Source organism: Gilliamella sp. Pra-s60, assembly GCF_009795755.1.
GTDB lineage: Bacteria > Pseudomonadota > Gammaproteobacteria > Enterobacterales > Orbaceae > Gilliamella.
Genome location: NZ_WTFA01000005.1, coordinates 64,481 through 88,069, shown reverse-complemented (window position 1 = coordinate 88,069; position 23,589 = coordinate 64,481). Strand labels below are relative to the sequence as shown.

20 protein-coding genes are annotated in these 23,589 nt (G+C 35.7%); 6 read left to right on the top strand and 14 right to left on the bottom strand.

Features of this window, described 5'->3' with window-relative positions; translation table 11 throughout:
• Positions 1-7 precede the first annotated feature (7 nt).
• The 7 genes from GQ596_RS05685 to flgB are packed head-to-tail and all read right to left on the bottom strand — an operon-like array spanning position 8 to position 5,094.
• Positions 8-697 carry a flagellar basal body L-ring protein FlgH gene (locus GQ596_RS05685; RefSeq protein ID WP_160400712.1) on the bottom strand — a complete coding sequence of 230 codons (690 nt, stop codon included), beginning with the start codon at positions 695-697 and terminating at the stop codon, positions 8-10.
• A 10-nt stretch (positions 698-707) separates the two neighbouring features.
• Positions 708-1,490, bottom strand: coding sequence for a flagellar basal-body rod protein FlgG (gene flgG / locus GQ596_RS05680; protein WP_160400711.1), 783 nt, complete (start codon positions 1,488-1,490; stop codon positions 708-710).
• A gap of 29 nt (positions 1,491-1,519) precedes the next feature.
• Positions 1,520-2,278 carry a flagellar basal body rod protein FlgF gene (locus GQ596_RS05675; RefSeq protein WP_160400710.1) on the bottom strand — a complete coding sequence of 253 codons (759 nt, stop codon included), beginning with the start codon at positions 2,276-2,278 and terminating at the stop codon, positions 1,520-1,522.
• A gap of 14 nt (positions 2,279-2,292) precedes the next feature.
• Positions 2,293-3,504, bottom strand: coding sequence for a flagellar hook protein FlgE (gene flgE / locus GQ596_RS05670; protein WP_160400709.1), 1,212 nt, complete (start codon positions 3,502-3,504; stop codon positions 2,293-2,295).
• A gap of 15 nt (positions 3,505-3,519) precedes the next feature.
• Entirely contained in the window at positions 3,520-4,257 is a 738-nt protein-coding gene (locus GQ596_RS05665) for a flagellar hook assembly protein FlgD (RefSeq protein ID WP_160400708.1), read from the bottom strand.
• A gap of 13 nt (positions 4,258-4,270) precedes the next feature.
• Positions 4,271-4,681 carry a flagellar basal body rod protein FlgC gene (flgC, locus tag GQ596_RS05660; protein ID WP_160400707.1) on the bottom strand — a complete coding sequence of 137 codons (411 nt, stop codon included), beginning with the start codon at positions 4,679-4,681 and terminating at the stop codon, positions 4,271-4,273.
• A gap of 2 nt (positions 4,682-4,683) precedes the next feature.
• Positions 4,684-5,094, bottom strand: a complete 411-nt coding sequence (flgB, locus tag GQ596_RS05655) for a flagellar basal body rod protein FlgB (RefSeq protein ID WP_160400706.1) — start codon at positions 5,092-5,094, stop codon at positions 4,684-4,686.
• A gap of 128 nt (positions 5,095-5,222) precedes the next feature.
• Between flgB and flgA the strand changes: the two genes are divergently transcribed.
• The 5 genes from flgA (at position 5,223) to flhA (ending at position 10,117) form a co-directional block, all read left to right on the top strand.
• Positions 5,223-5,906: a flagellar basal body P-ring formation chaperone FlgA gene (flgA, locus tag GQ596_RS05650; protein ID WP_160400705.1), complete on the top strand. Its 684-nt coding sequence runs from the start codon at positions 5,223-5,225 to the stop codon at positions 5,904-5,906.
• A gap of 73 nt (positions 5,907-5,979) precedes the next feature.
• Complete coding sequence (gene flgM, locus GQ596_RS05645) at positions 5,980-6,273, top strand: flagellar biosynthesis anti-sigma factor FlgM (protein ID WP_160400704.1); 294 nt, start codon at positions 5,980-5,982, stop codon at positions 6,271-6,273.
• 33 nt (positions 6,274-6,306) lie between these two features.
• Complete coding sequence (locus GQ596_RS05640; protein ID WP_160400703.1) at positions 6,307-6,741, top strand: flagella synthesis protein FlgN; 435 nt, start codon at positions 6,307-6,309, stop codon at positions 6,739-6,741.
• 143 nt (positions 6,742-6,884) lie between these two features.
• Positions 6,885-8,012 (top strand): flagellar biosynthesis protein FlhB, encoded by a 1,128-nt coding sequence (flhB, locus tag GQ596_RS05635; RefSeq protein ID WP_160400702.1) that lies wholly within the window; start codon positions 6,885-6,887, stop codon positions 8,010-8,012.
• A gap of 17 nt (positions 8,013-8,029) precedes the next feature.
• Positions 8,030-10,117 (top strand): flagellar biosynthesis protein FlhA, encoded by a 2,088-nt coding sequence (gene flhA / locus GQ596_RS05630; RefSeq protein WP_160400701.1) that lies wholly within the window; start codon positions 8,030-8,032, stop codon positions 10,115-10,117.
• 328 nt (positions 10,118-10,445) lie between these two features.
• On the opposite strand, the gene cas6f is transcribed toward flhA, so the two are convergent.
• From cas6f to carA, 7 genes are all read right to left on the bottom strand, one after another.
• Positions 10,446-11,015: a type I-F CRISPR-associated endoribonuclease Cas6/Csy4 gene (gene cas6f / locus GQ596_RS05625; RefSeq protein WP_160400700.1), complete on the bottom strand. Its 570-nt coding sequence runs from the start codon at positions 11,013-11,015 to the stop codon at positions 10,446-10,448.
• 5 nt (positions 11,016-11,020) lie between these two features.
• Entirely contained in the window at positions 11,021-12,031 is a 1,011-nt protein-coding gene (gene csy3, locus GQ596_RS05620; RefSeq protein ID WP_160400699.1) for a type I-F CRISPR-associated protein Csy3, read from the bottom strand.
• A gap of 35 nt (positions 12,032-12,066) precedes the next feature.
• Positions 12,067-12,990 carry a type I-F CRISPR-associated protein Csy2 gene (gene csy2 / locus GQ596_RS05615; RefSeq protein ID WP_160400698.1) on the bottom strand — a complete coding sequence of 308 codons (924 nt, stop codon included), beginning with the start codon at positions 12,988-12,990 and terminating at the stop codon, positions 12,067-12,069.
• A complete protein-coding gene (gene csy1, locus GQ596_RS05610; protein WP_160400697.1) occupies positions 12,990-14,369 on the bottom strand; it encodes a type I-F CRISPR-associated protein Csy1 in 1,380 nt (459 codons plus the stop codon). The genes csy2 and csy1 overlap by 1 nt, the downstream gene beginning before the upstream one ends.
• A 388-nt stretch (positions 14,370-14,757) precedes the next feature.
• Positions 14,758-17,775, bottom strand: coding sequence for a type I-F CRISPR-associated helicase Cas3f (cas3f, locus tag GQ596_RS05605; protein ID WP_160400696.1), 3,018 nt, complete (start codon positions 17,773-17,775; stop codon positions 14,758-14,760).
• 97 nt (positions 17,776-17,872) lie between these two features.
• Complete coding sequence (gene carB / locus GQ596_RS05600; RefSeq protein ID WP_160400695.1) at positions 17,873-21,088, bottom strand: carbamoyl-phosphate synthase large subunit; 3,216 nt, start codon at positions 21,086-21,088, stop codon at positions 17,873-17,875.
• A gap of 2 nt (positions 21,089-21,090) precedes the next feature.
• Positions 21,091-22,251 carry a glutamine-hydrolyzing carbamoyl-phosphate synthase small subunit gene (gene carA / locus GQ596_RS05595; RefSeq protein WP_160400694.1) on the bottom strand — a complete coding sequence of 387 codons (1,161 nt, stop codon included), beginning with the start codon at positions 22,249-22,251 and terminating at the stop codon, positions 21,091-21,093.
• A 271-nt stretch (positions 22,252-22,522) separates the two neighbouring features.
• Between carA and argF the strand changes: the two genes are divergently transcribed.
• Complete coding sequence (gene argF, locus GQ596_RS05590) at positions 22,523-23,533, top strand: ornithine carbamoyltransferase (protein WP_160400693.1); 1,011 nt, start codon at positions 22,523-22,525, stop codon at positions 23,531-23,533.
• The last annotated feature ends 56 nt before the right edge of the window (positions 23,534-23,589 follow it).

Here is a 23,589-nt window from a genome sequence, read left to right as displayed (position 1 = left end):
AGACTCGTTAAAATGGGGAAAGATTTAAAAATAGACGCTGTAACCAGCCCATTGTTTGTGCTTCATCAATATAGCCATTGCCAACATATTCAATGCGAGCATCGGCAACTTGTGTTGATATAACGGTGTTATTACCACTTATGGTTCTTGGGTTAACCACCCCCGAAAAACGGATAAATTCGGTGCCTTGATTAATCGCAATCTGTTTTTCACCAATTACTTTTAAATTACCATTAATCATGACATCTTGAACGGTAACTGTGATAGTACCGCTAAATGTATTTTTGGCATTAGCGCCACCAGAACCTTTAAAGTCATTGCTTCCAGAAAGATCTGTTTCGGCTTTGCCTCGACCAACTAATCCATCTAAAAAAGTGGGGATTTTTTTTACCCCTAAATTTACTGAGCCATTACGCCCCGCATTAATAGATGAACTTTTACTGGCGCTCACGTTTTCTTGCAAAACAATTGTTAACACATCCCCTACATGACGAGGGCGACGATCTTCAAACATAGGCTGATAACCAAAGCTACTAGGTTGAGTAGCTTGGTAAATCGAACCACTGGTGTTCACAATTTCGGGCATTTGCGGCACTATGCTAGTTTCGCCTTCAACTAATGCTTTTTTAGGCAACTGTGCACAGCTAAATAAAAAGAAAGCAATTAGAATATAAAGATATCTTATTTTGTTTATCATAGACTCATGCTTATAACTGATTTAAACGCTGTAACATTTGATCAGATGCCGAAATGGCTTTACTATTAATTTCGTAAGCGCGTTGGACTTGAATCATATTAACCAGTTCTTCAGCAACGTTGACATTAGAGGTTTCTGTATAGCCCTGATATAGCAACCCTGCACCATTTAATCCTGGGGTATTTTCGGTCGATGTTCCCGAACTTTCGGTTTCTAAATACAGGTTTTCACCAATGCTTTCAAGTCCTGCATCATTCATGAATGTGTGTAACGTTAATTGACCAACTTGGACCTGTGTTGATTGATTAGCTAACGTCACATTTACTACGCCGTCACGGGCAACAGTCATTTTTGTTGCATTAGATGGAATCGTAATGGTGGGCTGAATTTCATAGCCTGCAGCCGTAACTAATTGACCATTTTGGTTAACTTGAAACGAACCATTACGAGTATAAGCTTGTGTTCCATCCGGTAATAAAACCTGAAAAAAGCCCTGACCATTAATCGCAATATCACTGCTATTATCAGTTGCTTCTAAATTTCCTTGGCTATGTAAACGCTCTGTTGCAACAGGGCGAACACCAGTACCAATTTGTAAACCTGATGGTAACGTTGTTTGCTCTGAAGATTGAGCCCCTGGTTGGCGAACAGTTTGATATAATAAATCTTCAAATACGGCTCTTTGTCTTTTAAAACCACTGGTACTAACATTGGCCAAATTATTAGAGATAATATCCATATTCATTTGTTGTGCCGTTAAGCCGGTTTTAGCAATCCATAATGATTTGATCATTTTTCTTCCTACTTAATATATTGATAAATCTAAGTTAGCGATAAAATTTGATTCGCTTTTTGTGCATTTTCATCAGCCGTCATGATTTCTTTCATCTGCATTTCAAAATGTCGAGAATGGCTAATCAAATCAACCATTGTTGAAACAGGATTGACATTACTACCTTCTAATACCCCTGACATGAGTTTTGCTTTTGGGTTATCTTGCAATACCGCGCCACGTTGGTTGCGAGCTTCGTCAGTAAGTTGAAAAAAACCATCATCACCACGAACAACTTCATGACGTTCAAGATGCACTTTTTTGATTTTACCTGCTTGGGCAATGGTGGTTGGTTTATTACCTGCACCCAATGCAGAAAGCGTTCCATCACTGCTTATACTCACTTGCGATTGTTGTGGCACGGTTAAAACACCATTATCACCAACTAAAGGGTATCCTTGAATATTCAGTGTGCCATTTTGGTCAATTTGAATAGCACCATTACGCGTATAAGCTTCACTACCATCAGGAAGTTGTATGGCTAACCAGTGGTCTTGGGCTAAAGCAACATCTAAATTTCTGCCTGTGTAATTAAATTCACCCATTGCTGAATCAAACATTGGCGTTGTGGCTGTAACCATAGTTCGTGTCGGCATCGTTTGACTCCCAACAATAGGCACAGCTTTCATTGCTGTTAACTGAGCCCGAAACCCTGTTGTAGAGACATTGGCTAGGTTATGGCTAGTGATTGCCTGTTGATGAAGCGTTTGGCTTGCTGCCGACATTGCTGTATAAATTACACGATCCATAAATAACCTTTCAATTAGCGTAAATTAACTAACGTGTTTAGAATCTGATCCTGTGTTTTAATAGTCTGTGAATTAGATTGATAATTACGCTGAGCAACGATCATATTCACTAATTCTTGGCTCATATCAACATTAGATGATTCAATCGCACCACTAGTTAGTGAACCAAATGTACCAGAACTTGCTGCGCCTAAAACTTCGGTACCAGAGTTAATTGTTGATCGCCAGTTATTGTTACCTGCTGATTCTAAGCCGTTAACATTAGCAAAATCAGCCATAGCAATTTGACCTAATAACATTGTTTGCTGATTTGAATAAACACCATAAATCGAACCATCATCATTAATACTATAGCCAACTAAATCACCTGGTGCGTAACCATCAACTATTGGTGTTTTAATGCTGCCGACTTCTTTGCCCATATTTTGCTGAGAACTATTCGCTAACGATAGCGTAAAGGTATTATCCGCTGAACCATTTAAACCATTAATATTAATAGTCATTTCAGGATCACTAATTAATTTACCAGAAGAATCAAACTCCATTTGCCCAATTCGTTGTAAGGTTGCATTAGGATCGCTACTATCAAGATAGTGAACATCCCATTGATTATCGGCTGTTTTTACATAAAAAAGCTGAACATTACGTTGATTACCCAAAGAATCATAAGTAGTAATAGTTGTAGAATAATTGAACGTATCAGCATCAAGTGCGTTAACAGGTTGTTTTGTTGGCACCTTGCTATTTGAATTTAAATTAGTTTGCAAAGAAGCTTTTGTGGTAGCCGATGCATTTAACATTTCTTGCGAAATTTTTAATGGTCCTGGCGCTGCACCTTGCTGTACTTTTGGTGGCGTTCCTGTTGCAAGATACCCAGTCAGTTGTAAGCCATCAGTAGACACAATATTTCGTTCCGCATCCAATTGAAATTGCCCATTACGGGTATAGTAAATTTGACCATTGCTATCAACTAAGCGAAAAAAACCATTTCCTGAAATCGCAACATCTAAGCTGTTATTGGTCGTTGTTGCTGTGCCATCATTAAAATTTTGCATCACACTGGCCACTTTTACGCCCATTCCCACTTTTGACCCAGCATAAATATCAGCAAATGAGATGCTTGCACTTTTAAAGCCGACGGTTGCCGAATTGGCGATGTTATTGCCAATAACATCTAATTGTTTTGATGCAGCATTCATGCCGCTTACTGCTTGAGAAAACCCCATAGAACTTCATCTCCTTTAAAGAATTTGACGAACTTCGTCAATACTAATAGAACCAAGAATACCTAAATCGAGTAATACTTTATTGTTAACTTTACTGTTAATCACGCCATACACGACTGAATAAGATAACGATGTAGAGGATACTTTTTGCCCATCATTAGTGGCATTGACTGAAAAGGTATAACTCCCATCAGGTGCAATTGTTCCATCATTTAACATGCCATCCCAAGTAAAAGAGCTGACCCCAGCAGGAATCGCACCTAAATCGACTTCACGAACCACATTCCCCTTTTCATCTTGGATGGTAATAACCACTGAATCTGCATCACGCATCAATTCAAAACCAAAAGGCGTTGTGATAGTTTCTTTATCTGGTTTGGTAGTATCAAACATATTGATACCATTAGGATCCGGGGTTGCTACTAAAATTTTATTGCCAGGTACCATAACGCCTTTACCAATCATATTGCTAGCATTAACCGATAAGCTATCGTCAATTTGCCCCGAAACCATGCCTAATGTGGTGTTAAGTCTTTCGATTCCTGCTAACGTATTAATCTGAGCAAGTTGTGAGGTTAACTGACTATTATCCATTGGGTTTGTTGGATCTTGGTTTTTCATTTGTGCAATCAATAACGTTAAGAAATTATCTTGTAACTCTTTACTAGAATTACCGTCAGACGTGTTTTTTTGCTTTGTTTGAGGACTTTTTACTCCTGAAGATTCTGAAACCAGTACATTCGATACTCCCATCAGTAACTCCTTATTATTGTCCTAATGTCAGTGTTTTTAGCATTAACGTTTTTGCTGTATTAATGACTTCAATATTTGCTTGATAACTGCGTGATGCAGAAATGGTATTAACCATTTCTGCAACTGCATCTACGTTTGTTTTTTGAATATAGCCTTTTGAGTCAGCTAAAGGGTGATTAGGTTCATAAACTAAATTCATTGGTGTTGGGTCATCAATAACCTGCGACACTTTAACCCCTGCAATACTATTATTAGGGAAACCTTGATTATCTACTTGAAAAACGACTTGCTTGGCACGGTAAGCCTTACCGGATGTACTTGTTACACTATCAGCATTGGCTAAATTACTAGCGCTAACATTCATTCGTTGGGTTTGCGCCATTAATGCTGACCCAGATATTGCAAAAATAGAAAAGCTCATCATTATTATCCTTTTTGTAATACTGACATAATATTTTTAAACTGTTCACCTAAAAACGTTAAATTGCTTTGGTAGTGAATACTATTATCAATAAAAGCAGTGCGCTCTTGATCCATTTCGACAGTATTACCATCGGCTGATGCCTGATAAGGAATTCGATAAAGCACATTTTGATTAGGCTTAATTGATACCGCTCCTCGGATATGATTATTTGAGGTTGTATTTAGGTTGAAATGATTAATATGGCTCTGGTTGTTAAGTGCCTTAGTTAACTCAGCATTAAAATCAATATCTCTAGCCTGATAGTTAGGCGTATCGCTGTTTGCGATATTTGTAGCTAATATGTTTTGTCGTTTTTCTCGTATATTTAATGCTTGCTGATGAAAATTAACAAAAGTATCTAATTTATCCAACATAAAATTGTCTCACTTTTTTTGATGGTGAGAATTTTAAGCGAATCAAAAAAAAGTCATTGAAGAAATAACGGTAAAAATTGCCCTTATTTCAAGATTCATTTAATACAATGATAAAGTAAAATCAGTTTATGAATAATTTAAAACAAGTAAATATGATTAAAATTGCAAAATTAACATTCGCTATTTTTATACTATTTAGTTCGAGTACGGTTTTAGCTAATTCACTTGATAAACAGATTAATAATTTACTATTTCAACAGATTAACCATAAAACTGATGAGATTGTAATTACTTATCTTTCATCTAAACCTAAATTGGATTGCGATACACCAATACTTTCACTATTAGATAAAAAAAAATTATGGGGCAACATAACTATTAGTGCTCAATGTGATAATAAGAAAACATTTATCCAAATGCATGTTGCTGTTGTAGGTAACTATATTGTTGCTAAACAGTCAATAAATGCGGGAGCAGTAATCAGCAAAGATCATATTCGTATACAATCAGGTCGGCTAGATAAATTACCTTCTTCGGTTATTTTAAATGAAGTTGATGTACTTAATCGTATCGCTTTGCGTCATATCAATCAGGACGAGCCAATAAAAACAACAATGCTTCAAAATAGTTGGCTAGTAAAAGCAGGACAAATAATTAAAGTGATAATTTATGGAGAAGGTTACGAAGTGTCAACAAGCGGTAAAACGCTTAGTAATGCCGTATTAAATGAGAAAATTAGAGTCAAACTAAATTCTAATAAGATTGTCGAAGGAACACTTACTCAACAAGGAGTAATCATTTTCAACAAATAATATTAATGATTTTTTTATTATTGCCGATAATAAAACTAAACACTTAAATCTTCAATTTGATTAAAGGTATTTTATGAGTATAGATGCAACAAAATCCGTTACAACCATATCAGGGCTACTTAAAAATGATGTCGTCAATGAGCAACAAAAAAATGAAACAGCATCTGTACAAGCAAAAAATTGTGTCAATGTGAGTACCAACGTAAGCATAACTCAACATTCAATGGATCTTCTACATTCAACCGATAAGGATATCGATGTAGAAAAAATTGAACAAATAAAACAAGCTATTACTAATGGTTCATGGGTTATTGATACACATAAAATTGCAGATAAGTTAATTGAACAATTATTAAAAAATATTTAAAAATAAATAAATCACAATGATAGGAATATAAAAATGCAAGAACTCAATAACACTCTTAACAAAATAACAGAAATGTTACAAATGCTTTCAGAAATCCTGCAAACAGAGCAACAAATATTAATTGAAAATAGCTTAACAACTCAGTTAAATGAAATTATTAATCAAAAAAGTCAGCTATTAATTCAATTAAAATTACTGGATGAGAACCGCATATTGTTAAGCAAACAATTTAACATTCACCCCCCTTATGAAGAAAACTCAACAATCGCAGCTCATTGGTTATCAATCACTGATACAACAGCATTATTATCAAAGATAAATCGTGATAACGGATTAATTATTCAAAACCGCATGAAAGTAACTCAGCAATCAATTAATTATCTTAAAGGTATAAATAATCCAGTTGTGTATACCAAAAACGGCTACCAACAATCCGATGTCATTTCGTCAAAACGCGCTAAAGCTTAGTAGGAAATAGATATTTTTGATGGTAAAGGCGATAAATAGCACCAAAAATACCCTCTTATTCAGCCAATAACTTGTGAGTAATTAGTTCATACTGTTAGCATTGTAACTGTTAAACAAACTATAAAGTTTTATTTAATGTCATCATGGCTGACGATAGTGATCTAGATAAAAGTGAACAACCTACCGATAGCAAAATAAGAAAGGCTAGAGAAAAGGGGCAGATCCCTAGATCTCGAGAATTAACCTCTTTGTTAATATTGCTAATAGGTATTTCTTTATTTTGGGTAATGGGATCACATTTAGTTAACCAATTAATCACAATTATAAAAACTGCAATCAAGGTTTCGTATAAAACCGATGATAGGTTAATTGTCTTTAATTTAGTTAACTTATTAATCCATGGTTTTTGGGCAGTTGTACCAATTTTTTTAGGTTTAGTTATTATTGCTATATTTGCACCACTTTGTGTTGGTGGTCTGTTATTTAGCTTGCAATCAATCAAACCTAATTTTAAAAAACTCAATCCAATATCAGGATTTGGCAGATTATTTAGTACTAAAATTTTTTCTGAATTGTTAAAGAGTGTGCTTAAAGTAATACTAATTACTATGGCTTCAACGCTGTTTTTAATGCATCATTTTTATGACATGTTATCGTTACCTAATATGTATTTAAATAATGCATTAACGAAATCAACACAGTTAATTATTCTTTGTGGAATTCTTAGTATTATTGCTTTAATACCGATGGTGGGTTTTGATATCTTTTATCAAATTTGGAGTAATTTAAAAAAATTAAAGATGTCAAAACAAGAAATCAAGGATGAATTTAAAGAGCAAGAAGGTAATCCACAAATCAAAGGGCGAATTCGTCAAATGCAACAAGCAATGGCAAGACGCCGAATGATGAAAGATGTGCCGAAAGCAAATGTCATTGTCACAAACCCAACCCATTATGCGGTTGCTCTGCAATATGATGAAAAAACAATGATGGCCCCAAAGTTATTGGCAAAAGGTACAGATAAAATTGCGCTACGCATTAAAGAAATTGCTAGTGAACATAACATTCCCCAATTAGAAGCACCTCCACTTGCACGAGCTTTATATCGTCACGGTGAAATAGGTGAAACGATTCCAACCGAACTATATGCTGCTGTTGCACAAATATTAGCTTGGGTATATCAATTAAAGCAGTGGCATAAATATGGTGGTGATAAACCAGCAAAACCAAATAATTTACCTATACCAGAGTCATTATCTGTAAATAAATAAAGGCACTTATACACCTTATGATTAAATCTAAACTTCTTAATTTATTATCGACCAATACATTAAAAAATGGTCATTATCAAATTTTAGCAGGTCCGCTGCTAATTTTATTGATTCTTTCAATGATGGTATTACCTCTGCCTGCATTTATTTTAGATCTGTTTTTTACGTTTAATATCGCTTTATCCATTATTATTTTAATAGTAGCGCTTTTTACTAAACGGGTGCTTGATTTTGCTGCTTTTCCAACAGTCTTACTTTTTGCTACTTTATTACGGTTATCGTTAAATGTCGCTTCAACCCGAGTAGTGTTATTGAAAGGACATACAGGTAGTGCTGCTGCGGGGCGAGTTATTGAGGCTTTTGGACACTTTTTGGTTGGTGGTAATTTTGCTATTGGTATTGTGGTATTTATTATTCTGGTCATTATTAACTTTATGGTTATCACCAAAGGGGCAGGTAGAATAGCCGAGGTTGGTGCACGTTTTGCATTAGATGGTATGCCAGGAAAACAAATGGCAATCGATGCCGACCTTAATGCTGGTCTAATTGGTGAAGATGAGGCCAAGTTGCGCCGAGCTGAAGTGACCCAAGAAGCAGATTTTTATGGTTCAATGGATGGTGCCAGTAAATTTGTACGAGGTGATGCTATTGCAGGCTTACTTATTATGGCAATTACCATTATAGGTGGTTTATTAGTAGGTGTTATGCAACATGGTATGGCCCTTTCTGATGCAAGTAAGACCTATGTATTGCTGACTATTGGTGATGGATTAGTTGCACAAATACCATCATTAATTATTTCAACCGCAGCTGGGGTTATTGTTACTCGTGTTACATCACAAGATAACATCAGCAATCAAATGCTCAACCAACTTTTTAATAATCCTCAGGTATTAATTTTAACTGCAGTAGTAATTGGCTTACTTGGATTAATACCAGGAATGCCAAATATCGTTTTTTTACTTTTTACCACTTTTTTATCACTTATCGCTTGGTGGTTAACAAAACAGAAAAAAACAGAACCCAAGGCAACAAATAAAATCAAAGAAACACAAGCAACTGCGCCTGCTAATATTGAAGCAACATGGTCTGATGTAAATATTGAAGATATTTTAGCAATGGAAGTAGGATATGGCTTAATTCCCATGGTTGATCAAAATCAAAATGGGGAATTATTAGGAAGAATTCGTAGTTTACGCAAGAAATTCGCGCAAACACTGGGCTTTTTACCCCCACAGGTACATATAAGAGATAACCTTTCATTAGCGCCTTATCAATACAAGATATTTATAAAAGGTGGCGAAATCGGCAGTGGGGAAATTGTTAATAATAAATGGTTAGCTATAAATCCCGGTAAGGTGACAGAAACCATTGAAGGTATTGCAACAACCGAACCAGCTTTTGGACTGCCTGCGGTTTGGATAGATGAAAGCAATAAGGAAAATGCGCAAATATTAGGGTATACCGTTGTTGACACTAGTACTATGATTGCTACTCACTTTAATCACTTATTACAACAGTTTGCTAGTGATTTATTGGGTCGATTGGAAACGCAAGAACTACTCGACAAAATAAAACAAGATATCCCCAAATTAGTGGAAGATTTTATTCCGGGTATTGTAACATTAACTACTTTTCATAAAATACTGCAAAACTTGATCGCAGAAAAGGTTTCAATTCGAGATATGCGAACTATCATTGAAACAATCTGCGAGCATGCACCAACCCAAAGTGACACTTATCAATTACTTAGTATGGTAAGAATCGCATTAGGTAGAGTAATTACTCAGCAATGGTTCCCCAGTACAGCACCAATCAATGTAATAGGGTTAAATATTAATTTAGAACGTTTATTATTACAAGCTCTCCAAAATACTAGCAATTTTGAACCAGGGCTTGCTGAACATATTATTGAGCAACTGCAAAAAGCGCTTAATCAACAAGAGGCAATTGGTGCACCACCAGTATTATTAGTAAACCATACATTAAGACCAATGCTTTCACAATTTTTAAGACCTAATTTTCCTCAATTAGCGGTATTGTCAAATTTAGAAATTACTGATAATCGAGAAATAAAAGTGAGTACGCAAATTGGGGCAGAATAGTTATGATAATGGTCAAAATTCAATCCGAAAGTTTTCAAATAATTTTCTACACTGCCTACGCGGCATTGAAGTGGTAAGAATAAAAGGGGCGCTTTTATGTTACTTTCTAAACTGCCTACACGGCATTGAAGGTTTTCTAAAACGATGAAACATTCGCAAAAGCTTTCTAAACTGCCTACACGGCATTGAAGTAGAATTTTATCTCAATAATGCCTTATTGTAAAAGAGCATACTGCACTTTTCCCAATTTTTACCCTTTTTTTGAGTCTATTTTAATATTAATAATAATCAATATGTTAAAATCATCCTCAAAAAAAGGGTTAATGATTTAAAAATCAGGAACTGTTGCGTTTTGGCTTAGTCCATAGCTATTAAATGTGCCTTGCACAGGCTCTGGGCATTTTTCTTGCTTTAACCACAAAATGAATCTTTGACCTGTACTTTTACTATTCAAATGAAGATGTGGGTATTGCAAATGAACACTTCCCCACTTTTCAACCATTTTATTTTTCACTTCAGGCGTCCATTTGCCTTGTGCTGTTAATCTTTTTTCAGCACGTCTTAACGCACTCTGACCTTTAGGATTAACACGACTAAAACGTAAATGGCCTTTTATCGTCGTCGGTACTGTTGTGATAGCCATCAATAAAGCATAATCACTAATCGATGATTTTTGCTGTATATCTGCTTTAAGTTTTTGTAATTCCTGCTCGGTACCAAATAGGCGAATCACTCCGCCTAATGTTCGGTGCAAATGGTAACAAGGAAAACTAATTGCGATATTTCCTTGGTGATTAACTAAAATTTGGTGCAGTGACTGCATGACTTGATTCATCACGTCCACCTCGGTTATCTCAATTTGCGAAATAGCTCGCAGCTCTAAATAGTGTGAGTGCATATTATTTACTCCTTGCCACTAGCACCAAAGACACCACCACGAATTAATACCGCAATCACATAATGTTGTTGCTCAAGCAATGGTTTTTCACCTTTTAATACCCAATTATCAAATAAGGTATAAAAGTCTAATTTCTGTTTTGGTTGTCGGAAAGCATGCCCCATTGATGTCACCGAGCCATACGGTTCTATTGCTATTGGGAATTGAGCATTATCGTCATACCAAGTATCGATAGTTCGAATTGCATTGCTGATTTTTTGTGAATGCATGGCCGCTTGTTTGTTCTTCTCATACAATACTTTACTTTTAGTTTTGCCAGTATCTAGAATTAATTCTTGTGACGGGTAGACTTCTTGACCTAAGCCCATTTTCAATTTGGCTTCAACGTTAAAAATCACAAACTCTTTACCACATAATCCTGCTTCAATCAGTGTAGCAAGATCATTCACCGATTTATCATCATAATCAAATGAGTTTAGTTGATATTGTTTAACATCACTGACTTCAATCATTGGTTTTTTTTCATCTTTTCGAGTAATCGAAAGGCTAATTTGCTCTGCTGCCATACGGTTACGCCATAACCAACGGCCACTTAAGATATTAATAGCATAACGCTTAGCTAGTGCTGTCAATCCTTGCGTTTGAATATAACCCTGCGTTGTTTTTTCTAGTTCTTTTTGATATTCGATATCATTACACACTGATGGTTTACCTAAAAATGGCAACACTTTACAGCTCCATGTAACGATCAAAGTATCTTTATCGGCATCTAACGAAGCGACATCTACTGTTTGTAAATTTGGTTTTTGTATTTCAGCATCTAATTTGGTTGGATCGTTTGCCACTGTATTTTTAAGACGATTTGAAATAGTGCCTCGGACTGATTTTTCAGTGACTACAACAGGATATAATTTACCGTTATCGGTATTATCTTGCTGTGCAAAAATCGCATCTGAAATATCAAAACTACGTTCAAAAGCAAGTACACTTGCGGTTGTCATTTTATCTTTACTCATAATGTATTCCTTAGTCTATAATTCTCTAAATTTATTTAATTGCTTTCTTGATTGATAATATAAATTTCTGCATCATTAGATTGCAATTCACTGCATTTATAACGCCAAAAAGCCTGTGATAAATTCTCTTTCAAACGTAAAGGAAAGACCCATTTACCAAGCCCATAAATACACTCCACAAATTGCGTAGCATGCTCATTACTGCGCGCATGTTCAACCTTACCCGCTGAAAATAACGGTGAAATAGCTTGATAACCCAAATGCAAAGGAACAAGCCAACCACGACCTTGTTTAACCGATGTGGTTTGCCAGTGATCTTTTTCTTGTGGATGATGATGCAACATCGCTGTTTCAATCAAGGCATCAAGCGCTGTAGCATTAGGATCTTGTTGCTGTAATTCAGTAGTGATATCTTGTAAATCTTGTGGTGCTTCAACTAAAACAAATGCTGGTAACAAAGCTTTAATTAAATCATCATGAGATTTAAAGGCAGGGAATAATTCTACCGATTCAATAGATTCTACATATCCACCAGCTATACGTTGCTGGTATAACTTATTCTTCATCTGTGTAATAAATTCTTCTTTATCTTCAGATTTATTCAAACAAGACCGAGACTGCACTTTTACTTCTACAACTAATGAAACATCCAGATGAACACGCCCTTCTTCAATAATTGAACGAGTACTACCATTTTTAGCTAGTGGATTGCGTGTTAATCGAAAAGTATAATCCGCATAGTTGTTTGGTCGATAAACTTGTACATCACATTCATGACAGGCGATTAACACACCATCTAAGTAAATAGGATTTTCTGATTCAATTTTACGACTTAAAGCATGAATCGCACCCAAAAACCCCGAAATAGCCGGAAAGCCATACGTTAATGGGCTAGAAATTGCATTGGCATTATGAATTTTGACATGATCAAATAATAAATAATAACGTAATGATGCCATTAAAAGATCCCCTCCCGTTTACGTTGACTTGCTTTTACCGCAGTTCTAAATTCACGACGCCATTCATTTGAATCATTATCAGAAAAATCTATTTTTAGATCTTTAAATTTTTCATCTAATGCATTTTCTATCCACTTAGAAAAATCTTTTTCTAAACTATTTAACCATTCACCTTGTTCATACAATCTTTTAAAGTCTTCTTCACCCTCTAGTTCAGCTCTTTTAGGATCAAGCCATAATTTTTGATTTAATTTAAGTAAATATTCTCGGCTCCAACCTGCTGGCATATTCTGTTGAATATGTTTCGCAAATTTTAGTAGTGGAGATAAGATTGCCACAAATGCATCTTTGCGATCATCACGTTCTTTTATTGTATTTTTAGAAGATTTAACCATGTCAAACAATGTATTAAAACCAAAACTGCAAAAATATTGCAGGGAATCATTAAAGATATTCTCTCTACGTTCAGTAATTGATGGAAAACATGATTTTTCAAATTTTGGAGGCATTGATGGTAATAAGAAATTACGTCCTCCCTGACTACTTGTTAATTGACTGACACCTTGAGGATTACTTCCACCCAATTTAACTACAGCCAAATGATGAAATGAAAAATAAGGCTGATGTTCAATCTCTTTAATTCGTCGTAGTTCTCGCGCTTTTTTATTTTCTTCCGAGAACCTTGTTTGCACTTTTTGATAAACTAAATTACATAATGAACTAGGATGTAGTGGAATTAATAAACGATAGTTATTTTCTTGCTGCGATAAATAAGTTTCTTCACTATTGGGCCAATATAATTGCTTATTAAGCTCCGAAGCTTTTGGATTTCCAAAATCATTAAAAATAGCTTTTTTAAAGTTAGCTAAATAAAGCGATGCTTTTTCTTTATCGTCAGAAAGCGCAGCTAAAACAGCAGGATGATCATTTACAATCAATTTTAAAAAGGTTACATCATCTATAATAAATTGATTTAATAGAGAAAAAATATCAAGAGCAGCAGCATTCCCAGAACAATCAAGCGGAAGGGTTATAGGTGTAGCTGAAGAAACATATAGCTGATTAATCGGTTGGGATTGTGTTGAATAATTGATATTATCACCAAGACTTGAAGAATGTATGCTTTTGCTATTATTAGTGCCCATTGAAATCCATAAGATTCTTCTTGTCGCAGCATCTTCCATCCACGTTTCAAAATCAAATCGTTGAGCAAGCTCATCTAACTTTTGCTGAGTTTCATTTACTGCAACCTGATCGCCTGCTTCTTTTGCTTTTTCTAACTTAGTAACTTCACTTTTATAACTACTATTATTGGCAAGTCGTTGTTGTAGAAATTCCAAAATTACCTTTCTTATATCTTGCCAAGAAATACTATTCATTGGCTCTCCTTATGTTTTCTTACATTTTAATAAAATTAGAATAAAATAAATCCTGCCAAAGATCAAACAAAAAATGATCAAAAAAAATAAACAAAAAAAGAAATAATAAAAGAAAAAATAATACTTAAAAGGATGTTTTATTTACACCAATCTCTCAAAAATTAACTAATTTATAGAGTAGGACTTTATTTTTTATAAACCGCTTATTCAGCGGTAAAATACTCTTCAAAGGAAAGAAAATACTTAAAATTTCTCAGCAACCTATGCGGTTGTTCATTTTAAGTATAAAAGAATTATTTCTTTTATACTAGTCGCTTTTATTTATCTGAAGATTTTTTGACAAAAAAATTTTATATAACTATATGTTTCAATATAAAAAAATATCCTTTTATTTCTTATTTTTATAAAATCCCAAACAAGGATTAAAACACCAACTTTTTTTACTATTTAAGTTAACACTACAAAATTCATTAGCTAATCGATATTGATTTTTATCAGGAAAATGTTGGGCTATTTTTTCTATGGCTTGTTGTACTGTATTGGTTAGCCATGGTTGAATTTGTGGGTTTTCAAAGGACCAATTTTCTAATTCGATTGCTCTATTTCTTTGTTTTAGCGATTTTTCATTTGGTGTTTGTCGTGCGATTTCGCTAAAAGTGAAATTCAATTTACCATCTTCGTCTATTTGACAGATCCATTCATCTTGCTGTTCATCGGATCTAAATGGCGAAATCGCCTGTAAATGGACACAATGGTGATGAGCTAAGCCTTGTTGCCAATAGCTGGTCACGTAATTACTTTTACGGGCATTAATCGCAAAGAGATCTGCCATGACCTTATGTTCTAATTCGGCGAGAGTCAGCCCATCTTCTGGGCAGGACTTAATACGTGGAACCGCATCAATATTTACTAACTGATGCTCAGGAATCAGTTCATGGGTTTTATGGGTTTTCAGCAAGAATAATGGCTCTTCTTCAAACCCTGGTTTAGTAAAACAGGCTTTATCCGTACGATACTTAGATTCAATTGCTTTTAAATTCGAGCCTAATATGGCCACATTGGCCTTTTGTGCAATTTTTTGTGGCCGGTGACGCCAAACGCGTCCAACTAACTGAATAATAGATCGCATGGATGATGGTTCGACAATCGCCCAATCATAATCGTGATCACGCCCGACTTCGGTGACGGGTGTGCCAATCACAATAAAGATATGATTTTCTTTTTTACTACCTTTTATCGCTTGGCGAATTTCTGGTTGGCTAAATAGAGCCTGTTCATCACTGCGATTTAAAATTCTATCAAGTTTTTCTTCTAATTGGCTACGCAATAACAGCAGTTGTCGAGCATGATAAACCACGATATGAAAAGCAGTATCACTAGGTAACTTCTTTTGTTCGTAAATTTGTTCGGTAAGTGAAATAACATCTTCTGTATGGGCAAAACGCATTAAACCGATACTTACCTTTTTTTGTGATTTTTTATCAATTTGATGATGATCTTGGTGAAATTGATAAGCTTGATCTAATAATTGTTTAGCTAGCACACCATAATTAATTTTTTGGTTTTCTGTTTTATTTTCTTGGTAATTTAGTAGATCTAAGATATGCCCTTGGCGACGAACTGCGCTTTGTGCTAATTGATGAATGCGCATTGCTACAAATTGTTGATGATGATCTCGAAACGTTTTAGTATCAGCAATTTGTGATATCGACTGTTCATATTCATCAAACCAACCACATACAATGGTATTATCGGCATATTGGTTATTTTGATTCCAAATTTTTCGTCCTGCTTGGTAAGCATCAAATAATCCGGCAATTAAATCTGGCGTTAAGGTCGCCGATGACAGTAGTACTTTGCTCCCAAACAATCCAGCTAAATGGACTAAACGCGCCAGCGCTGGCAAGTCGTGTTGATCAAAATCATCCGGTTCATCTAAAATCAAATCTGAGGTTAATAATCTTAACGTTGGTGCAATATATTTACCGCCTCGGATACATTCGCTAGCTTGAATAATATGGTCAATTGTACATGTCACAATAGGCGCATAAAGTAATTGCCGTGCTTTACTGTCTTCGATAATAGTACCTAATTCACAATCAGCAATACCACTTTCTGCTACATCAATATATTCATCAAGTAACGATTCGATAGATTCACTACCTTGGTTTTCTGATTTTTTTTGAGAATCGTTTTGTTCAATGTCTTCACTACTCAGTTCAAACAAGGTTTTTGTGGCTCGCCCACCCACTAAAATCGCCAGATGTTCATCACTTAAGTGTAATCTTTCTCTTAATGCTTTACCTGTTTGCAACGTTAAAACACGTAATCCCAATGCAATGGTAAAACGCACGCCCCGTTTTGGATTTGAAAGCGCATACATAATCCGCCCATTGGCTAAGGTTTTACCACAGCCAGTCGATGCCATATTAACACCAAAAAAGCCACATTCATCAGATAGTTGTTGATAACTTTTTGCTAAATCAAAAGCATGATTTTGCCATTGGAAGCGTTCGACAGTTGTATGTTCAGTAAAATATTTGTGTTGATTAATTGTAGGGAGTTGGGTAGTAATTTTAGTTAATAAGTTAGCAAAACTCTCTGAATATTCAGCAACACCTAACAAATGTTCATCCAAATACTGCTTAGTTTGCTTGCCTTCTTCACCTAGATAGGTGTTGGCAATTAGTGTTTGTTGGTAATTATTCTTTTTAGCTGTAGGTGGCAAACTGGAATAATTGTAGTCAGCCGTCATCAAACATAAGCGCGAAATATGTAATAAAAAAGGATCTACTTGGCTTAACTGTATTAATGATTCTTGATTTAAACCTGCTGTAGCATATTCATTTAGTTTGTGTAGCCACAGTTTACTATTTGTTACGCTATCTTGAAGTTCCCAGAAATTTTCAGGTGCAGGATGCTGACTAAAATTGTTTTTAACCCATCCTTCAACTGCAGTTAAATTTTCATAAAAGCTATCTATCGTTAACTTAGAAATATCAAAATCATCATTTTGCATACCTTTAAAATCTTTTGGTTCTACGAGTACAAAAAATGGCATTCTATGATGCGAAACTATAAGCCAAGCAATCCATTGTGCTAATATTGGTAATATTGTGAGATCATTATATTCAATTTTGGTTAATTCTTTATGCCAATCTAGGGTTTGATTTTGAAATTCAGTAAAATTTGCTAAGCGCTCCAATACAGCTTGATTGGTAGTACAGCCTTGAATCATCAATAAAAATAGTTGTAATGAAATCCATTCATGACGATAAGGATCAGCTGCAACAAGACCTTTATTTAATTTATCTTGAAAGCCAACTGTTGCTTTGCCAAGGTCATGTAGTAATGCAGAAATAGCCGTAATTAATTGAATGTCTTTTAGATAAGAAGAATGAATCATATCCATGATAATAACTAATTAAATTGATTGAAATATAGCAAATAAATTAACATTATTCTGTATTAAAGACGAGTGATACTCGTCTTTATCTTTGTGATTAGCAATAAAGTTGCTGTAATGGCGTTACAGTTTGTGCCGGATCGTAATCTAGCGCTGCAGTTGTAGCATAAGCAGCATTCATCGTGGTATCGTAATGTACCTTATATTGAATGGCACTTCGACGTAATACTTTTGACGCTTCAATAGCTGCTCGTCCAGAAGTGGTATTAAGAATATAGCTATATTCGCCATTTTTTATATGGTCATGGATATTTGGTCGCCCTTCATTTTCTTTTTTTACAATTTGGCATGGTATATTTGCTTGTTGTAATACCTTTGCCGTGCCAATAGTTGCATCAATACTAAATCCATGATTAATTAATCGTTTAGCTACCTCTAACAGCCTTGTTTTATCCTGATCGCGAACCGATAATAATGCTTTTCCTGATTTTTTCATATTGGATAAACTACCAAGTTGTGCTTTAGCAAAGGCTTCTGCAAAGGTTTTACCGATTCCCATGACTTCCCCCGTTGAGCGCATTTCAGGACCTAAGATTGGGTCGACGCCACTGAATTTATTAAACGGTAATACCACTTCTTTTACCGAATAATAAGGAGGAATCACCTCTTTAGTCACATTTTGCTTGGCAAGTGATTGCCCCGTCATCACGCGAGCCGCTATTTTCGCCAGAGGTAAACCCGTTGCTTTTGAGACAAAAGGTACAGTGCGAGCTGCACGAGGATTGATTTCGATCAAATAAATTTGATTATCTTTCACCGCAAATTGCCCATTCATTAAACCTTTTACATTGAGTTCAAGTGCTAATTGTTTGGCCTGCAGTCGTAGTTTGTCTAAAATATCTGCAGTTAAGGTGTGTGTTGGTAGCGAGCAAGCAGAGTCGCCCGAATGAATTCCTGCTTGTTCAATATGTTCCATAATGCCACCAATCAGGATTTGCTCACCATCAGCAATGACATCAATATCAACTTCAATTGCATCATCTAAAAAGTGATCAAGTAAGACTGGTGCATTATTTGATTCGCTTACCGCTGTTTTAAAATAACGCCTTAAATCTTGTTCATTATAGACAATTTCCATTGCTCGACCACCTAATACATAAGAAGGTCTAACCACTAATGGGTAACCTATTTTTTCTGCTTCAATGACAGCCTCGTTAATATCGGTCACTGTGGCGTTGACAGGTTGTTTTAATTCCAGTTTATCGACGACTTCTTGAAAGCGTTTACGATCTTCGGCTTTATCTATAGCATCAGGTGAGGTACCAATAATTGGTAGCCCAGCAGCTTCAAGCGCACGAGCCAGTTTTAGCGGTGTTTGCCCACCGTATTGCACAACAACACCATCTGGTTTTTCAACATGTGCAATTTCAAGCACATCTTCAAGCGTAACTGGCTCAAAATAGAGGCGGTCAGAAGTATCGTAATCGGTTGAAACCGTTTCTGGATTACAGTTAACCATAATGGTCTCATAACCATCCTCGCGCAGTGCCAATGCCGCATGTACACAGCAATAATCAAACTCAATACCTTGCCCAATCCGATTAGGACCACCACCAAGGATCATAATTTTTTTACGACTAAATTGAGGATTAGCTTCACATTCTTGCTCATAGGTTGAATAAAGATAAGCGGTATCTGTTGCAAATTCAGCCGCACAGGTATCAACACGTTTATAAACAGGGTGAATTTGATATTGATGACGTAAATCGCGAACAGCTTGTTCTGTGGTATTAAGCAATTTGGCGATGCGTAAATCTGAAAAACCTTTACGTTTTAATTGCCACAATGTTTCTTGATCAAGCTGTGCAAGTGATTGTTCCTTTAGCTTGTTTTCAAGGTTAACCAACTCTTCAATTTGTACTAAAAACCAACGATCAATATTGGTTAGTAAAAAGATATCTTCTAAGTTGAATCCTGCTCTAAAAGCATCAGCAATATACCAAATCCGATCAGCGCCCGCTTCTTGGAGCTCATAACGAATTTTGGTGATATTTTTTTCATCAGCATAATTATCAATTTTAGGATCAAATCCTGAAGCGCCAACTTCAAGCCCTCGCAACGCTTTTTGTATCGATTCTTGGAAGGTACGCCCAATGGCCATGACTTCGCCAACCGATTTCATTTGTGTGGTTAAACGGTCGTTACAACCAGCAAACTTTTCAAAATTAAAGCGTGGAATTTTGGTTACAACATAATCGATTGATGGTTCAAATGAAGCGGGTGTTTTCCCCCCTGTGATATCGTTAGATAATTCGTCAAGTGTATAACCAACTGCCAACTTAGCTGCGATCTTAGCAATTGGGAATCCTGTTGCTTTCGAAGCTAAGGCTGATGAGCGTGATACCCGTGGATTCATTTCAATAACGATCAAACGCCCTGTTTTAGGATCGACTGAGAATTGCACATTGGAGCCACCAGTTTCAACACCTATTTCACGCAGAACCGCAATTGAAGCGTTACGCATAATTTGGTATTCTTTATCCGTCAAAGTTTGTGCTGGAGCCACCGTAATTGAATCGCCAGTATGAATTCCCATTGGGTCAAAGTTTTCAATGGAGCAAACAATAATGCAGTTATCATTTTTATCACGCACTACTTCCATTTCATATTCTTTCCAACCAATCAACGATTCATCAATCAGTAACTCATTAGTTGGCGAGAGATCAAGTCCGCGAGTACAAATTTCGTCAAATTCTTCAGTGTTATAGGCAATACCGCCACCAGTTCCGCCCATAGTAAATGACGGACGAATAATGCAGGGAAAACCAACTTGTTCAAGTACGGAATAAGCCTCTTTAAGTGAATGTGCAATACCTGATCGTGCGGTATCTAGTCCGATTTTTTTCATCGCTTCATCAAAGCGTTTGCGATCTTCAGCTTTATCAATAGCATCAGCTTTTGCACCAATCATTTCAACATTAAATTCTTTCAATACGCCTTGTTTTTCAAGCTCTAAGGCGCAATTTAGTGCTGTTTGCCCGCCCATAGTCGGTAAAATAGCATCAGGTCTTTCTTGTTCAATAATCTTGCGAACACTTGTCCAGTGAATCGGTTCAATATAAGTAGCATCAGCCATTTCAGGATCAGTCATGATAGTTGCTGGATTTGAATTGACTAAAATAACCCTGTAACCTTCTTCACGCAGGGCTTTACAAGCTTGTGCGCCTGAGTAATCAAATTCACATGCTTGACCAATAACAATTGGGCCTGCGCCAATAATTAGTATACTTTTTATATCTGTTCGCTTAGCCATAATTATTGCTCCTGCTTATAAATTTTAATTAACTCAATAAAGTGATCAAAAAGAGGGGCGGCATCATGAGGTCCAGGACTAGCTTCAGGATGACCTTGAAAACTAAAAGCCGGTTTTTTGTTGTGGTGAATACCTTGCAATGAGCCATCGAACAGTGATTTATGTGTCGCTCGTAAATGAGCAGGTAAACTTGCTTCATCTACCGCAAAACCATGATTTTGTGCCGTGATCATTACCTTCTTATTTTCTAGATCTTTAACTGGATGATTACCACCATGATGACCAAACTTCATTTTGATAGTTCTGGCACCACAAGCAAGCGCAAGAAGTTGATGCCCTAAGCAAATACCAAAAATAGGAATATTTGTATTTAAAAACTGCTTAATGGCATCAATGGCATAAGTGCATGGTGCAGGATCACCGGGGCCATTAGACAAAAAAATACCATCAGGATTTAATGCGATTACTTCGTCTGCCGTTGTTTTTGCCGGTACGACAGTTAATTGACAACCACGTTCAACTAACATTCGTAAAATATTATGTTTTACACCAAAATCATAAGCAACAACATGGTAAGGTAGTTCATTTTCTAATTTTGAATTTTTGTGTTCATTTTGTCTTGTCCATAAACCTTGAGTCCATCTATAACTATTAGAGCAAGTTACAACTTTGGCTAAATCAAGTCCATTTAATCCTTTAAAATTTATTGCCTGTTGCTTAGCATCCGCGGCTTTTGCTAACAAGGATTGTTTATCTTTTGCCGTTATAATCACACCATGTTGTGCACCTTTTTCACGCAAAATACGTGTTAAATGACGTGTATCAATATCAGCAATGGCAACTACATTATGTTTTTTTAAATAGCTAGAAAGATCGAGTTCATTTCGATAATTACTAGATAATAATGGTAAGTCACGAATGATTAGCCCTTTTGCATAAACTTGCTCTGACTCGGCATCTTCATTGTTAGTGCCAACATTACCAATATGTGGATAAGTTAATGTCACCAATTGCTCGCAATAAGAAGGATCAGTAAGAATCTCTTGGTAACCGGTCATTGATGTATTAAACACTACCTCACCAACAGCTTGTCCGTCAGCACCAATTGACTTACCAACAAATTGTGAACCATCTTGTAACATAAGGAGGGCATAAGTTCGCATGATTTAAAAGGCCTTTTTGAATAAAAAATCATTATAAATGAATAAAAAAACAATTATACTTGTTTGCAGTAGACAATATTTAAGCATTTTATTACAATTTTTTAAACAAAAAAAGCAATATCATAAAAAATAAATAGATAATAATGTCTAATTTTTGAGACGTTATGACTGAAATAAACAAAATATTATCTCTATTATCATGTTTAGCTTGAATTTGCATAATTATTCAAATAGAATCATGTAAATATTTGTCGTCATTTAGGAGCTTATCATGCACGGTTTTTATCAGCGCCATTTTTTACGGTTACTTGATTTTACCCCTACCGAAATTAATCAATTAATTGATCTTGCTATTGAATTAAAACAAGCTAAACAACAAGGCAATGAAAAAAAACATCTGATAGGTAAAAATATTGCGCTTATCTTTGAGAAAGACTCTACCCGTACTCGTTGTGCTTTTGAAGTGGGCGCTTTTGACCAAGGGGCTCAAGTTACCTATTTAGGACCAAGTGGTAGTCAAATTGGGCATAAAGAGTCAATTGCTGATACCGCTCGAGTACTTGGCCGAATGTATGACGGTATTGAATATCGTGGTTATGGCCAAGAGATCGTTGAAACCTTAGCAAAATATTCTGGAGTCCCTGTTTGGAATGGTTTAACTACCGAAGCACATCCAACCCAAATTTTAGCTGACTTTATGACCATGAAAGAACATGTCGGCCAACGTGAATTAAAAACTGTTAAGTTTGCTTATTTAGGCGATGCACGTAATAACATGGGAAATTCGTTAATGGAAGGCGCTGCGTTAATGGGAATGGAAATTCGTCTTGTTGCGCCAAAAGCTTGCCAACCCGAAGCTGAACTGTTACAAAAATGTCAAGAAATTGCGAAAACGACAGGAGCCAAAATCATCTTAACCGAAAATGTTACTGAAGGGGTTAAAAATATCGACTTTTTATATACTGATGTGTGGGTATCAATGGGTGAACCTAAAGAGGTTTGGGATGAGCGGGTTAAATTATTAACGCCTTATCAAGTAAATGAAAATGTAATCAAACTCACCAATAATCCAAATGTCAAATTTATGCACTGTTTACCTGCCTTTCATGATATGAATACTACTGTTGGTAAACAAATGGCTGCTCAATATGGTTTAACCAATGGACTTGAAGTGACTAATGAGGTGTTTGAATCTAAGCACAGTATTGTTTTTGATGAAGCAGAAAATCGCCTGCACACCATTAAAGCGGTAATGGTTGCAACATTAACTAAAGATGAATAATATTGTCGTAATCAATACATAGATACTTAGCTAAATTAAGTATTTCCTCTTTGCCG

Excerpts from the sequence above, each read along its gene's own strand:
- GQ596_RS05685 (WP_160400712.1), bottom strand. The coding sequence starts at position 697 with ATGATAAACAAAATAAGATATCTTTATATTCTAATTGCTTTCTTTTTA.
- flgG (WP_160400711.1), bottom strand. The coding sequence starts at position 1,490 with ATGATCAAATCATTATGGATTGCTAAAACCGGCTTAACGGCACAACAA.
- GQ596_RS05675 (WP_160400710.1), bottom strand. The coding sequence starts at position 2,278 with ATGGATCGTGTAATTTATACAGCAATGTCGGCAGCAAGCCAAACGCTT.
- flgE (WP_160400709.1), bottom strand. The coding sequence starts at position 3,504 with ATGGGGTTTTCTCAAGCAGTAAGCGGCATGAATGCTGCATCAAAACAA.
- GQ596_RS05665 (WP_160400708.1), bottom strand. The coding sequence starts at position 4,257 with ATGGGAGTATCGAATGTACTGGTTTCAGAATCTTCAGGAGTAAAAAGT.
- flgC (WP_160400707.1), bottom strand. The coding sequence starts at position 4,681 with ATGATGAGCTTTTCTATTTTTGCAATATCTGGGTCAGCATTAATGGCG.
- flgB (WP_160400706.1), bottom strand. The coding sequence starts at position 5,094 with ATGTTGGATAAATTAGATACTTTTGTTAATTTTCATCAGCAAGCATTA.
- flgA (WP_160400705.1), top strand. The coding sequence starts at position 5,223 with ATGAATAATTTAAAACAAGTAAATATGATTAAAATTGCAAAATTAACA.
- flgM (WP_160400704.1), top strand. The coding sequence starts at position 5,980 with ATGAGTATAGATGCAACAAAATCCGTTACAACCATATCAGGGCTACTT.
- GQ596_RS05640 (WP_160400703.1), top strand. The coding sequence starts at position 6,307 with ATGCAAGAACTCAATAACACTCTTAACAAAATAACAGAAATGTTACAA.
- flhB (WP_160400702.1), top strand. The coding sequence starts at position 6,885 with ATGGCTGACGATAGTGATCTAGATAAAAGTGAACAACCTACCGATAGC.
- flhA (WP_160400701.1), top strand. The coding sequence starts at position 8,030 with ATGATTAAATCTAAACTTCTTAATTTATTATCGACCAATACATTAAAA.
- cas6f (WP_160400700.1), bottom strand. The coding sequence starts at position 11,015 with ATGCACTCACACTATTTAGAGCTGCGAGCTATTTCGCAAATTGAGATA.
- csy3 (WP_160400699.1), bottom strand. The coding sequence starts at position 12,031 with ATGAGTAAAGATAAAATGACAACCGCAAGTGTACTTGCTTTTGAACGT.
- csy2 (WP_160400698.1), bottom strand. The coding sequence starts at position 12,990 with ATGGCATCATTACGTTATTATTTATTATTTGATCATGTCAAAATTCAT.
- csy1 (WP_160400697.1), bottom strand. The coding sequence starts at position 14,369 with ATGAATAGTATTTCTTGGCAAGATATAAGAAAGGTAATTTTGGAATTT.
- cas3f (WP_160400696.1), bottom strand. The coding sequence starts at position 17,775 with ATGATTCATTCTTCTTATCTAAAAGACATTCAATTAATTACGGCTATT.
- carB (WP_160400695.1), bottom strand. The coding sequence starts at position 21,088 with ATGGCTAAGCGAACAGATATAAAAAGTATACTAATTATTGGCGCAGGC.
- carA (WP_160400694.1), bottom strand. The coding sequence starts at position 22,251 with ATGCGAACTTATGCCCTCCTTATGTTACAAGATGGTTCACAATTTGTT.
- argF (WP_160400693.1), top strand. The coding sequence starts at position 22,523 with ATGCACGGTTTTTATCAGCGCCATTTTTTACGGTTACTTGATTTTACC.